Raw genomic sequence first — 13,305 nt, forward strand, 5'->3', positions numbered from 1 at the left:
CGACGGGGAGAACGATGAACGACACCGCACCCGCGGGGACGCGCGACGCCTTCGACAGCGGCTGCCCCAGTCGCACGATCCTCAACCACGTCGCGAGCCGGTGGGGCACGCTCATCCTCACCGGCCTGCTGGAGGGGCCCCAGCGGTTCCACGTCATCCGGGACAGGGTCGACGGGATCAGCGAGAAGATGCTGTCCCAGAACCTGCGCGTACTGGCCTTCGACGGGCTGGTCGCACGCGAGGTGGAGCCGAGCAGCCCTCCGAAGGTCACCTACAGCCTGACCCCGCTCGGCACGGAGCTGGCCGGGCACATGAGCTCCCTGCTGGGCTGGATCACCTTGCGCACCGACGAGATCCTCGCGGCCCAGGAACGTCACGGGGAGGGGTGAGCCCGCGTCTCCTCCGGGGCCCCGCCCCCGCCGGACCTCCCACCGCCGCCCGGGGGCACCCGGCGCAGGGCCGGGAGGACGGCGAGGGCCAGTACCACGAGCAGGACGGCCGAGGCTGCCGAGGCGACCTGGAGGCCGGACGTGAAGGCCTCGCGCGCGGCCTCCGAGAGTTCGGCGCCCAGCCGTGCCGACAGCCCGTCCGCCGCGTGGAGCGCGGCGCCGAGGGTCTGTCCGGCGGCCTCGGCGGCGCCCTCCGGGAGCCCTGCGGGCAGGTTTGCGCCGAGGTCGGCGGCGTAGACCCCGGAGCCCACCGTGCCGATGACGGCGATGCCGAGCGCCCCGCCCAGTTCCTGGGTGGTCTCGGTCATGGCGGCCGCCGAACCGGACCGCTCCGGAGGGGCCGTCGCCATGACCACGTCCGTGCCGAGGGCCGACACGGGCATCAGTCCCGTGAACATCAGGACCGAGCCCGCCACGACCACCGCGAGCGCGGAGTCCGCCTCCACCCGGGCCAGCAGGGCGAACCCGCACGCGGCCACGAGCAGCCCGGCCGGGAAGAGCGCGCCCGGACGGATCCGGCCCGCGGCTGCGGAGGCGGCCATCACCGCCACCAGGCCTCCCGCGACCATCGGGAGCGCCCACAGGCCCGCCCGGAGCGGTGAGAGCCCCAGGACCATCTGCATGTGCTGGGCCACGAGGAACTGGACCCCGCTGAGCAGCAGCGCCGTGCTGAGGAGTGTGACGAGCACGGTGCCGAACCCCCGGTTGCGGAACAGGGAGAGGTCCAGGAGCGGATGCTCCATCCGGCGCTGGCGCAGGACGAACAGCGTGGCGACCGCCCCTCCGAGCAGGAGGGCGAGGGCGGGGGCCGCTGCGGCTCCGCCCCTGACCGTCTCCTTGAGGCCGTAGACCAGCAGGAGGACGGCGGCGAGGGACATGAGGGCGCTGGTGAGGTCCAGGCGGCCGGCGTCCGGATCGCGGAACTCGGGTAGCAGCGTGCGGCCGAACACCAGCAGCGGCAGCATCACCGGGACGGCGAGCAGGAAGACCGACCCCCACCAGAAGAACTCCAGCATCACGCCGCCCACCACCGGGCCCAGGGCTCCTCCGGCCATGAAGCTCGTCATCCACAGGCTGATCGCGAACGTGCGCTGCCCCGGGTCCCGGAACATCGTGGTGATCAGCGACAGCGTGGAGGGAGCCAGGGTGGAGCCGGCCGCGCCGAGCAGCGCCCTGGCCAGGATCAAGGACTCCGCGCTGGTGGCGAAGGCCGCCAGGACCGAGGCCGCGCCGAAGGCGGCGGCCCCGACCAGGATCATCCGCCGGCGCCCGACCCGGTCGCCGAGGGTCCCCATGGTGAGTAGCAGTCCGGCGATCAGGAAGCCGTAGATGTCGGTGATCCACAGCAGTTGGGTGGCGGTCGGGGCCAGGTCGGCGCTCAACCGGGGGACGGCCAGGTGCAGCAGGGACAGGTCCATCATCACGAGCATGGCGGGGACCAGGAGGAGGGCCAGGCCCGCCCATTCCCGCCGACCGGCCCGGGGCGGGGGCGTGGTGTTCTCGGTCATCGTTCCTCGGTCTTCTCGGGGGGAGGCCGGACAGGGGCCCGGCGTCCGTGCGAGGTCAACGCTAAGGCAGGAGCTTTCTTTTTGGAAGGTCACACTTTTTTGTTATGAGCTAGCTTTTAGTAAGTCTCCTGCTTGTGTGGTGCCTTGTGGGGAAGGCTGCAGACGGGTCATCCCGTCCGGAGCCCGGCCGGAGGGGTCCTTCGCTCCGGTGACGCGAACCGGGGCCTTGCGGGCGCCTCCGCCGTGCGGCGGGGCGCCGCGGCCGTCGCCGGAGCGGGCCCGCCGGGAGGGGGCCTGCGGGCCGTGCAGGGGCGGGCGGGCCCCGGCACGGCCGCGCACGCGAACGGGGGCCGCCGCACCTGTCGGTGCGACGGCCCCCGTCCCGTGTCCGTGAGAGGCCGGCCGGGCCGCTACCCGCCCATCTGGCCCCGCATGCCCCGGGGCATCTTCGCGCCCTTGGGCATCGGGCCCTTGGGCATCTGCATCTTGGCGGGCAGGGCCTTGAGGCGGTAGTTCAGCTCGGCGGCCCCGGACTTGTCCAGGTTGCGCGGGAGCCTGACCAGCGTGCGCTGGAGCTTGGAGATCGGCACCAGGCCCTCGCCGTTGCCGACCTTGAAGTCGTAGATGGGCGTGTCGTGCGCGACCCGCGCGACCCGCTTCTTCTCCCCGGCGATCAGCGGCTTGAGCCGGCCCGGGTCGCCCTCGCCGACCAGGATCACACCCGGACGCCCCACCACGCGGTGGACGACGTCCATCTGCTTGTTGGCGGCCACGCCCGGCTCGACCACCCAGTTGCCGCGCATGTTGTCCAGGATCGCCATGCCCGCGCCCAGGCGCCCGTCCAGCATCTTGTACTGGACGCGCTGCGCGGAGCGCGTGAAGATGATGAAACCGGTCAGGAAGGCGACCGGCAGGCCCGTCAGCGGCCACAGGATCCAGGAGCCGGTCCAGATGCCGATGCCGACGAAGACCGCGAGGACGACCACCGCGACACCGACCGCCAGCGGGATGCTGCGGGGACTCTGCTGGTGGACGACCTTGGCGACCATGCCGATCTGCTTGAGCCGACCGGGCTGCTTCTCGGCCCCGCCCTTGGCGGGGGTCGTGGTCTCTGAACCCTTGGGCTTTTTCGCCATCGTGCTCTCAGGCAGCGCGCCGACGCGGTGTCGGCGGGGACGGGGTCCCTGGGCTGCCTTGCCTCCTCTTCGCGGTCGACCTGGGTGCTGCGCCTCACGGCGCCGGCCAGCTGGGCGCCTCTCGCCACCAGGATATGTGGAGGTGCCCCTACATGAGGAACGGTGGCCCGTGGGCCACCGTTCCAGCTTGGTCACGACTCGGGCGAAACGCCCGTCACACGCCGCCCGCCAGGGCGGCGTTCTCGGCGTCGCGCTTCTCGCGGGCCTGCTTGTAGAGCCGGCCGGCGCGGTAGGACGAGCGCACCAGCGGCCCCGACATGACGCCGGCGAAGCCGATCTCCTCGGCCTCCTGGCCCAGTTCCACGAACTCCTCGGGCTTCACCCACCGGTCGATCGGGTGGTGCAGCTTGGAGGGGCGCAGGTACTGGGTGATGGTGAGCAGGTCGCAGCCGGCCTCGTGCAGGTCGCGCATCGCCTCGCTGATCTCCTCACGGGTCTCGCCCATGCCCAGGATCAGGTTCGACTTGGTGACGAGGTCGTCCGCGCGCGCCTCGGTGATGACCCGGAGGGAGCGCTCGTAGCGGAAGCCCGGACGGATGCGCTTGAAGATCCGGGGCACCGTCTCGACGTTGTGCGCCAGCACCTCGGGCCGCGAGCCGAAGACCTCGGCCAGCTGGTCGGGGTCGGCGTTGAAGTCGGGGATGAGCAGCTCGACGCCGGTGTCCGGGTTGAGCTCGTGGATCTTGCGGACCGTCTCGGCGTACAGCCAGGCGCCGCCGTCCTCGAGGTCGTCACGGGCCACACCGGTGATGGTGGCGTAGCGCAGCTCCATCTTCTTCACGGAGTTGGCGACCTTGGTCGGCTCCATCCGGTCCAGGGCGCTGGGCTTGCCCGTGGCGATCTGGCAGAAGTCGCAGCGCCGCGTGCACTGGTCGCCGCCGATGAGGAACGTCGCCTCCCGGTCCTCCCAGCACTCGTAGATGTTGGGGCACCCGGCCTCCTGGCACACCGTGTGCAGGCCCTCGCTCTTGACCAGGGACTGGAGCTCGGTGTATTCGGGCCCCATGTGCGCCTTGATCTTGATCCACGGCGGCTTCTTCTCGATGGGGGTCTCGCTGTTGCGCGCCTCCACGCGCAGCAACCTGCGGCCCTCAGGAGCGATGGTCAACGTGAACCCGTTCCCTTCTGTGCCCCGTGACGGGACCCTCTCGCCCTTCGTGGGGGCGGCTGCGTCCCGGTGGGGACTGGCTCATGGTGTGGTGTGTCATCCACGGGCGGTGGCGCCGAGCAGCTCGGCGCCGTCGGCGTGGCTGTACCCCTCCGCGCCGAGGACGTCCGCCAGGTGCCGTTCCATCCGGGGCCTCACGTCGGCCACGGTCACCTCGCGCCCGAGTTCGGCGGAGAGCGAGGTCACCCCGGCGTCGGTGATTCCGCACGGGACGATCCGGTCGAACCACGACATGTCATTGTTGCAGTTCAGTGCGAGTCCGTGCATACCGACCCCGCGGGCGATCCGGCACCCGATGGCGGCGACCTTGCGCTCGATCAGGCCGCGCGCGGGGTCGGCGTCGAGCCACACCCCGGTCCGCCCCTCCACCCGCCTGCCGGTCAGGCCGTACTCCGCGACGGAGCGGATGACGGCCTCCTCCAGCATGCGCACGTAGGCGATCACGTCCACGGGGTCCGGCATGCGCACGATGGGGTACACCGTCAGCTGGCCGGGGCCGTGCCAGGTGATCTTGCCGCCCCGGTCGATGTCCACGACGGGGGCGCCGGGATCAGTGATGGGACGATCCCACCTCCCGGTGCGCTTTCCCGCGGTGTACACGGGCTCGTGTTCCAGGAACAGGACGGTGTCGGCCACCTCATCGGCGACGCGGCCCTCGTGGAGCCGCTTCTGGAGATCCCAGCCCTGGTGGTACGGGACGGGAGCGTCGCCCAGCCATGCGTAAACGAGATCACTCACACAACCACCTTACGCCCCGGCGCGGTGCGCCGGTCGGGCCAGGATGTCGGATAGCGCACTGTCGATGGTGGGCAGCAGGAAGGAATAGCCGGCCCGCTCCAGGCGTTCGGGCGCGGCCCTCAGGTCGATCAGGGAGGTCTCCTCCGCGAAGTCGCCCAGGGTCGCGCGCAGCGCCGTCGCGGGGACCGGGATGACCGTGGGGCGCCGCAGGACCTCCCCCAGGGCCTGGGTGAACGCGGCGTTGCTCACCGGCTCCGGCGAGCACATGTTCACCGGCCCCGTCACCTCGGGGTGCTCCAGCAGGAACCGGATCGCCCCCACCTGGTCGCGCAGCGCGATCCAGCTCATGTACTGCGCCCCCGACCCCAGGCGTCCGCCCAGGCCGGCCCGGTAGAGCGGCAGCAGCGTGCGCAGCAGGCCCCCCGAGCGGTCGAGCACCACCGCCGTGCGCATGTACGCCACGGACAGGCCCGCCTCGAGGGCCGGGGCCGCCGCCTCCTCCCAGGCCTGGCACGTCCGGGCCAGGAAACCCGCGCCCGGGGGGCTCTCCTCGGTGGCCACCCCGCCCCCGGTGTCCCCGTAGTAGTGCATCCCCGACGCCGTCAGCAGCCGCGGGGGAGGGGAGGGCATCCCCGCCAGCGCCCGGGCCAGGGTGCGGGTGCCGCGGACCCGGCTGCGCCGGATGACCGTGCGCCGGTGCCTGGTCCACACGGTGGGTCCGACCGGGGCCCCGGCCAGGTGCACGACGGCGTCGGCCTCGTGCAGGGCCACGGTGTCGACGCGCCCCTGCTCGGGGCGCCACTCCGCCTCCTCCACGTTCGGAGGGGTGCCGCCACGCGGAAGGCGCCGGACCAGGCGCACCACCGTGTGCCCGTCGTCGAGCAGGGACGCGGCCAGCGCCCCGCCGATGAGCCCGGAGGCCCCAGTGATAGCCACTCTCATGCCCAGGGTCTACCCGGAGGATCCCGGACCTCCCGCGGAAGAGGGGGCGGAAGGTCCCGCGGGGCCTCCCAGAAGTTTTCTCGGGCTTTTTCTGCGAAAACGCTGCGGGGAGGCCCTCCGCTCTTCTACTTTGAACGTGGAGCAGGGAACTCCGCGTCAGCGCGGAGTCACTGTGGGCGACACGCTGTCGGGCTGGCTGCCGTGGCGCCCATCCACAGACCTTTGATGATGGGGATCATCAGGGGATGGTGATTGGTGGGGTAGAAAGACGGGGCGGCGCCACAGGCGCCGCCCCGTCCGCCTTCCCCGCCCTCCTCGCGCAGGATCCCTCCCCGCGGCCCCGGACCCCGCCCCGCGCACCCGACACGCCACGCCGAGGGTAAGGACTGGGCCATGCCCGCCCCCCTGCGGTGTGTCCGCTCCCGTCGAGGGCCCTCGCGGCGGAGCATGGACGCAGTGCCCGTTCGCGCCCAGGGCGTCCAGGACAGGAAGGCGTCGCCATGCTCCACGTCCGTGCCGCCGGGACCCGCCCCCGCGGCGGACCGGCCCCGGATCCCACGACCCCGCCGGCCCCCGGCCCCTGAGGCGGCCGTGAGGAGGACTCCCTCGCCGCTGCGCGTCGGCTGGCGCCGGCTGGCGGTCGCGACCGAGGACGCCCGGGAACGCGTGGCCGTCCACTTCTGGTCGGTGGTCCAGGCCGTCGTGGCCGCGGTCGTGGCGTGGACCGTGGCCGGCGGCCTCGTCCAGGGCCACGACCCCTTCTTCGCGCCGATCGCGGCGGTCATCGCGCTCAACACCTCGGGCGGGGAGCGGGGCGCCAACGCGGTCCGCCTGCTGACGGGGGTCGTGTTCGGGATCATCTCCGGCGAGCTCGCGATCGCCCTCACCGGGGGCGGCGGCTACGGCGCGCTCGCACTGGGCGTCGGCCTGGCGATGACGGCCGCCCTGGCGATCGGCGTCCAGCGGATCGTGATCGGCCAGGCGGCGGCCAGCGCGATCCTCACCGTGGTCTTCGCCGTGAACTTCGGGGGAGGGCACGCGGGGCTGGACCGGCTCACCGACGCGCTCATCGGGGCGGGGGTGGCGCTCGTGTTCAGCCAGCTGCTGTTCCCCGCCCGGCTGGTCGCCATCCTGCGCCGGATCGAGGCGGACGCGCTGACCGAGATGGCCCACATGCTCGACGTCTCCGGCCGCGCGCTGCGGCGGGACGACGAGTCCTCCAGCCAGGAGATGGTCACGTGGCTGGGAGACCTGAGCAGGCCGATGGCGGAGCTCAGCCGCGCCAGGGAGAACAGCCGCCACACGGTCCGGCTCTCCACCATCCGGTGGGGGGACCCGGCGCCGGTCCTCGCCGAGGACGAGGTGATCGACCGCCTCATCCTGCTCGGGGAGAGCTGCCTGTTCCTCGCGAGGACCACCGCGGCCATGAGCGAGGAGGAGCGCCACGAGCTCGCGCCCGTCGTCAGCCGCATGGCCTCGGCGCTGTACACGCTCGCCGACGACCTCAGCAGCCGCCGGGCGCGCCAGGAGGCGGTGGAGGGGGCCCTCCGGTCCGCCAGGAGGTTCGACGCGCAGGACACGGGCGGCGACCCCGTGACCACCGCCACGCACCTGGCCGTCGAGATGGTCGCCACCGACATCATGGTGTTCGCCGGGATCAGGTTCGAGGAGGCCGAGGAGGCGTTGCGGGAGGACGAGGCCGATCTGGAGGTCCCCCACCCCCCGGGGGTCCCGTGGCTGCCGTGGCTGCCGTGGCGTCCGCCCGTGGACAGGTACCGGCACCGCTGGTACTCGTGGCGCCGGGGGCGCCGCTGACCGCCCGGGCGAATCCTCCACCGGGGCAATAACGCGGACATGAGTCCCCCAACCCGGCTTTCCGGCCGCGGGGCGGGGGCAGGACCCGAGGGCGGGCGCGTGCCGCGCCGTGCGCACGACGACAGCGGGGGACTCATGCGGGCTCTGATGGTGACGCCGATGACGGCCGGGTCGGTGACGGTGGACGAGGTCGACCCGCCGGTGCCGGAGGAGGGGGAGCTCCTCGTCGACGGCGTGGCGCTGGGAATCTGCGGGACCGACAAGGAGATCGCCGACGGCGAGTACGGCACCGCCCCGCCCGGCCACGACCGCCTCGTCCTGGGGCACGAGTCCCTCGGCCGGGTGCGCCAGGCGCCGCCCGGCTCCGGATTCGTCCCGGGCGACCTGGTGGTCGGCATCGTCCGCAGGCCCGACCCCGTCCCCTGCGGGCCGTGCGCGCACGGGGAGTTCGACATGTGCCGCAACGGCCGGTTCACGGAGCGCGGCATCAAGGAGGTCCACGGCTACGGCTCGGAGCAGTGGACCGTCCCGGCCGACTACGCGGTCCGGCTCGACCCGGCCCTGGAGGAGGTCGGCGTCCTGATGGAGCCGACCACGATCGTGGCGAAGGCGTGGGAGCACGTGGAGAGCATCGGCCGCCGTGCCTGGTTCGAGCCGCGCACCGCGCTCGTCACCGGCGCCGGGCCCATCGGGCTCCTGGCGGCCCTGATCGGGGTCCGGCGCGGCCTCGACGTGCACGTCCTCGACAGGGTCGGGAGCGGCCCCAAGCCGGACCTGGTCGCCGCGCTGGGGGCGACCTACCACACGGGGGGCGTCGCGGAGATCGCCCAGGAGTTCGCGCTCGACGTGATCATCGAGACCACCGGCGCGGAAGCCCTCGTCCTCGACGCGGCGGTCCACAACGCCGCCGACGGGATCGTCTGCTACGTCGGCCTCAGCGCCGGCCGCGCCCGCGTCGAGGTGAGCCCCGGCCGCCTGAGCCGGAGGCTGGTCCTGGACAACGACGTGCTCTTCGGCTCGGTCAACGCGAACCGCCGCCACTACGAGCTGGCGGCGCGGCACCTGGCCGCGGCCGACCGGGACTGGCTGCGGGGACTCATCACCCGCCGGCTCCCGCTCGACCTGGCCCCCCGGGTGTTCGCGGAGCCCGCCGGCGACCAGGTGAAGGTGGTCATCGACCTCTGACCCCGCGGCGGAGGGGGCGGGCCCGGCCCGCGCCCTCCGCCGCGAACCCGTACCCCGCCTCGGGGCCACGTGGTGGCGGCGACGGGGAACTCGTCGGGCGCCTCGGCCGGGGCGGCCCGCCCCGGGGACCGGCGGGGGCGGCCGTCGAGCTCGGCGGCCACCCCGTCCAACCCCCTCCTGCGCCCCCTCGCGGTGTACGGGCAGTGCCTCCGGCCGACCCGCTAGCCGGGGTAGGGGCGGCGCTCGCGGGCCTCGCGCAGGGCCTGCGCCCACCAGGCCAGCTGGCCCAGCATCCGCTCCACGGCCGCCTCCGCGCCGGACATGTCCACGGCGGGCTCGCCGTCGTCGCCGAACATCGACTGCGCGTTGTGCAGGCTGACGGTGTCCCGGATGGTCGCGGTGTGCAGCTCCGAGAAGACCGAGCGCAGCTGCTCGATCGCCCGCAGGCCGCCGGACATCCCGCCGTAGGAGACGAACCCCACGGCCTTGGCGAACCACTCCCGGCGCGCGGAGTCGATCGCGCTCTTGAGCCCGCCGGGGTAGCCGTGGTTGTACTCCGGCGTGACGACCACGAACCCGTCGGCGGCGTCGACGACCTCCGCCGCGTGGGGCGCCATCGGCCCGCCGTGGCCGTCCTCGGGGCCGATGCCGTCCACGTCCAGGACGTCGAACCGCAGGCGGGGGTCGGGGTGCTTCGCCGTGCGCTCCACGAACCACCGCGAGACGGCGGGGCCGGTGCGGCCCCTGCTGTTGCCAGCGAGGATGACCGCGATCCGAAGGTTTTCCATGTGGTCCTCGTCGTCTTCGTGCCTGACGGCCCTGGGCACGCGGGGACCGGCGGCCCCACGGGGATTCGGGCGGAACGGCGTCCGTTCTCTTCCGGGTGACGGAACAACGTTAGGACCTGAACCGCGATTCAGGTCAAATCAGGCGCGCTGGAAACGGAACCGGGCCGGGCGCCGAAGACGGCGCCCGGCCCGGCCGGAACACGCGGAACCTAGGACAGGCCGAGCTCGCGCTCGAAGCCGCCCTCCTCCAGCCGCTCCCTCACGGTCTGGAGGAAGCGTCCGGCGTCGGCGCTGTCGATCAGGCGGTGGTCGTGGGCCAGCGACAGGTAGACCATCGAGCGCACCGCGATCACCTCGCCGCCCATGGCCGGGTCCTCGACCACGACGGGGCGCTTGACGATCGCGCCGGTGCCGAGGATGGCCACCTGCGGCTGGTTGATGATCGGCGTGCCGAACAGGGCGCCGGTGCACCCGGTCTCGGCGATGGTGAACGTGCCGCCGCCCAGCTCGTCCGGGCCGAGCCTGCCGGTGTGGGCACGCTCGCTCAGGTCGGTGATCGTGCGGGCGAGCCCGTCCAGGTCGAGCTTGCCCGCGTCCTTCACGACCGGGGCGAGCAGACCGCGCTCGGTGTCCACCGAGACGGCGAGGTTCTCGACGTCGTGGTAGGTCACCTCCTGCTTGTCACCGTCGATGACCGCGTTGAGCTTGGGGTGGGTCCTGAGGGCCTCGACCGCGGCCAGGCCGAAGAACGCGAAGAAGTCCGGGGCGGCCCCGTCCCGCTTGGCGACCTGCTCGCGCAGGCGGGCGATCTTGGTGACGTCCACCTCGATGACCTGCGTGGCCGTCGCGGAGACGTGCAGCGACTCCACCATGTGGTCCGCGATGGACTGGCGCAGGCGGGTCAGCTTCTCGGTCCGACCGCGCAGCGAGGTGTCGGCGGCGACCTTGCGGGGAGCCGAGGAGGGCGCCGCGGGGGCGGCGGCGCGCGCGGCGGCGGCCTTCTGCTCCTCCGCCGCCTTGAGCACGTCCTGCTTGCGGATGCGGCCGCCCACGCCCGTTCCGCTCACGCGGCCCAGGTCCACGCGGTGCTCGGACGCGAGCTTGCGCACCAGCGGCGTCACGTACGCCTCGGTGACGGCGTCGGTGCCGGAGGCCCGGCCGGTGCCGCTGAGGGTCTCGATGTCCACGGAGGGGCCGTCGTCCGCCGAGTCCGCGCGCGCGGCGGGGGCGGGCTCCGCCTCCGGCTTCGCGTCGGCCTCCGGCTTCGGGGCGGGCTCGGGCTTCGCTTCGGCCTTCGGCTCCGGCGTGGGCTCGGCCCGGGGGGGCGCGGGCGCCTCGGAGGCCGAGGGCGCCTCGCCCCCGGTGCCGCCGATGACGGCGATCTCGGCGCCGATCTCCACGGTCTCGTCCTCGTCCACCAGGATCTTGGTGAGTACACCGGCGACCGGGGACGGGATCTCGGTGTCCACCTTGTCGGTGGAGACCTCGAGGAGCGGCTCGTCCACCTCGACGGTGTCGCCCACGTTCTTGAGCCACTGGGTGACGGTCCCCTCGGTGACGCTCTCACCCAGGGCGGGCATGGTCACCGACGTGGTGGGGCCGTCGGAGGACGGGGCGGGGGACGCGGCCGGCTCGGGCTCCGGGGCGGCCTCGGGCTCCGGGGCGGCCTCCGGCTCGGGCTCCGGCTCCGCCTCGGGCTCGGCGGTCTCGGCGGCGGGCGCGGACCCGGCCTCGTCGGTGCTCTCGCCTTCGCCGCCGATGACGGCGATCTCGGCGCCGATCTCCACGGTCTCGTCCTCGTCCACCAGGATCTTGGTGAGTACACCGGCGACCGGGGACGGGATCTCGGTGTCCACCTTGTCGGTGGAGACCTCAAGGAGCGGCTCGTCTACCTCGACGGTGTCGCCCACGTTCTTGAGCCACTGGGTGACGGTCCCCTCGGTGACGCTCTCACCCAGGGCGGGCATGGAAACGGAAGTCGGCATGGGTTCCTCGTTGGATCTGGGCGCGGTCTCTGCCCAACCCCTTGACTGGGCAGCGCGGATGTGTGCGGGGGCGGGCCGTGTGGGCCCGCCCCCGGGTGGTGCGGTCAGTCGTGGACGTGCAGCGGCTTGCCGGCCAGGGCCAGATGCGCCTCGCCCAGCGCCTCGGACTGGCTCGGGTGCGGGTGGATGAGCTGGGCCACCTCGGAGGGCAGCGCCTCCCAGTTGTAGATGAGCTGGCCCTCGGCGATCAGCTCGCCGACGCGGCTGCCGACCATGTGGACGCCCAGCACCGGCCCGTCCTTCTCGGCGATGACCTTGATCGCGCCGGAGGTCTGGAGGATCTGGCTCTTGCCGTTGCCCGCCAGGTTGTAGTTCATCTCCACGATGTCGTGGCCGCGCTCCTTGGCCACCGCGGAGGTGAGGCCCACCGAGGCGACCTCGGGCTCACAGTACGTGACCCGGGGAACACCGTCGTAGTCGATCGCGGGCGGGTTCTGCCCGGCGATGTGCTCGGCGACGAAGATGCCCTCGGCGAAGCCCACGTGGGCGAGCTGGAGGGTGGGGATGAGGTCGCCCACGGCGTAGACGCCGCCGACGCCGGTGTGCAGGTTCTCGTCGACCTGGACGAAGCCGCGGTCCAGGGTGATCCCCTGCTCCTCGTAGCCCAGGCCCTCCGAGACGGGGCCGCGGCCGATGGCGACCAGCAGCACCTCGGCGTCGAGGGTCCTGCCGCCCTGGAGGGTGACCGTCACGCCGGAGTCGGTGGTCTTGACCGACTCGAACGGGGTGCCGAGCTCGTACTTGATCTTGCGCTTGCGGAAGGCGCGCTCCAGCAGCTTGGAGCTCGACTCCTCCTCGACCGGCACCAGGTGCGGCAGGGCCTCGACGATGGTGACGTCGGCGCCGTAGGAACGCCACACGCTGGCGAACTCCACGCCGATCACGCCGCCGCCCAGGACGATGACGGACTCGGGGACCCGGCCCAGGTCGAGGGCCTGGTCGCTGGTCATGACCTTCTCGCCGTCGATCTCCAGGCCCAGGGTCTTGGGCTTGGAGCCGGTGGCCAGGACGATGTTGCGGCCCTTGTACACCGCGTCGCCGACGGTCACCTCGTCCTTGCCGGTGAGCTTGCCCTCGCCCTCGACGACGGTGATCTTGCGGGACTTGACGAGACCGGTCAGGCCCTTGAAGAGGCCGCCGATCACCTTGTCCTTGTACTTGTGCACGGCCTCGATGTCGATGCCCTCGAAGCTGGCCTTCACGCCGAAGGCCTCGCTCTCCTTGGCGGAGTCGGCGACCTCGGCGGAGTGCAGGAGGGCCTTGGTGGGGATGCAGCCGCGGTGCAGGCACGTGCCGCCGAGCTTGTCCTTCTCGATCAGGACGACGCTCATGTCCAGCTCGGCGGCGCGGAGCGCTGCCGCGTAGCCGCCGCTGCCGCCGCCAAGGACGACGAGGTCGAAGGTGCCGCCGTTCTCACTCACGGGAACGAACTCCTAGTTGTGGTGGCTGGTGTGGGTGGTGGATCCGCGGG

11 protein-coding genes are annotated in these 13,305 nt (G+C 72.7%); 3 read left to right on the forward strand and 8 right to left on the reverse strand.

Annotated elements, in window-relative coordinates:
• Nucleotides 1-14 precede the first annotated feature (14 nt).
• Nucleotides 15-389 (forward strand): winged helix-turn-helix transcriptional regulator, encoded by a 375-nt coding sequence (locus ACQPYD_RS08155; RefSeq protein ID WP_433700444.1) that lies wholly within the window; start codon nucleotides 15-17, stop codon nucleotides 387-389.
• Here ACQPYD_RS08155 and ACQPYD_RS08160 read toward each other — a convergent pair.
• The 5 genes from ACQPYD_RS08160 to ACQPYD_RS08180 form a co-directional block, all read right to left on the reverse strand.
• Entirely contained in the window at nucleotides 374-1,957 is a 1,584-nt protein-coding gene (locus tag ACQPYD_RS08160) for an MFS transporter (protein WP_433700445.1), read from the reverse strand. The genes ACQPYD_RS08155 and ACQPYD_RS08160 overlap by 16 nt on opposite strands.
• 410 nt (nucleotides 1,958-2,367) lie before the next feature.
• Nucleotides 2,368-3,093, reverse strand: coding sequence for a DUF4191 domain-containing protein (locus ACQPYD_RS08165; protein ID WP_267948851.1), 726 nt, complete (start codon nucleotides 3,091-3,093; stop codon nucleotides 2,368-2,370).
• Between the two features lie 214 nt (nucleotides 3,094-3,307).
• Nucleotides 3,308-4,261, reverse strand: a complete 954-nt coding sequence (gene lipA / locus ACQPYD_RS08170) for a lipoyl synthase (protein WP_267948852.1) — start codon at nucleotides 4,259-4,261, stop codon at nucleotides 3,308-3,310.
• Nucleotides 4,262-4,357: 96 nt separating this feature from the next.
• Nucleotides 4,358-5,059 (reverse strand): lipoyl(octanoyl) transferase LipB, encoded by a 702-nt coding sequence (gene lipB, locus ACQPYD_RS08175; RefSeq protein WP_433700446.1) that lies wholly within the window; start codon nucleotides 5,057-5,059, stop codon nucleotides 4,358-4,360.
• 9 nt (nucleotides 5,060-5,068) lie between these two features.
• Complete coding sequence (locus ACQPYD_RS08180; protein ID WP_267948854.1) at nucleotides 5,069-6,001, reverse strand: TIGR01777 family oxidoreductase; 933 nt, start codon at nucleotides 5,999-6,001, stop codon at nucleotides 5,069-5,071.
• A gap of 591 nt (nucleotides 6,002-6,592) precedes the next feature.
• Here ACQPYD_RS08180 and ACQPYD_RS08185 point away from each other — a divergent pair.
• Nucleotides 6,593-7,816, forward strand: a complete 1,224-nt coding sequence (locus ACQPYD_RS08185) for an FUSC family protein (protein ID WP_433700447.1) — start codon at nucleotides 6,593-6,595, stop codon at nucleotides 7,814-7,816.
• 135 nt (nucleotides 7,817-7,951) lie between these two features.
• On the forward strand, nucleotides 7,952-9,001 hold the full coding sequence (locus ACQPYD_RS08190; protein WP_433701988.1) for a glucose 1-dehydrogenase: 1,050 nt from the start codon (nucleotides 7,952-7,954) through the stop codon (nucleotides 8,999-9,001).
• Between the two features lie 221 nt (nucleotides 9,002-9,222).
• Here the strand turns inward: ACQPYD_RS08190 and ACQPYD_RS08195 are convergent, their stop codons facing one another.
• From ACQPYD_RS08195 to lpdA, 3 genes are all read right to left on the reverse strand, one after another.
• Nucleotides 9,223-9,789 (reverse strand): NADPH-dependent FMN reductase, encoded by a 567-nt coding sequence (locus ACQPYD_RS08195; RefSeq protein ID WP_330161034.1) that lies wholly within the window; start codon nucleotides 9,787-9,789, stop codon nucleotides 9,223-9,225.
• A gap of 209 nt (nucleotides 9,790-9,998) precedes the next feature.
• Nucleotides 9,999-11,774 (reverse strand): 2-oxoglutarate dehydrogenase, E2 component, dihydrolipoamide succinyltransferase, encoded by a 1,776-nt coding sequence (gene sucB, locus ACQPYD_RS08200; RefSeq protein ID WP_433700448.1) that lies wholly within the window; start codon nucleotides 11,772-11,774, stop codon nucleotides 9,999-10,001.
• 104 nt (nucleotides 11,775-11,878) lie between these two features.
• Nucleotides 11,879-13,255: a dihydrolipoyl dehydrogenase gene (gene lpdA / locus ACQPYD_RS08205; protein WP_433700449.1), complete on the reverse strand. Its 1,377-nt coding sequence runs from the start codon at nucleotides 13,253-13,255 to the stop codon at nucleotides 11,879-11,881.
• Nucleotides 13,256-13,305 lie beyond the last annotated feature (50 nt).

Source organism: Nocardiopsis sp. CA-288880 (assembly GCF_050955985.1).
In the GTDB taxonomy this organism is placed as follows: domain Bacteria; phylum Actinomycetota; class Actinomycetes; order Streptosporangiales; family Streptosporangiaceae; genus Nocardiopsis; species Nocardiopsis tropica.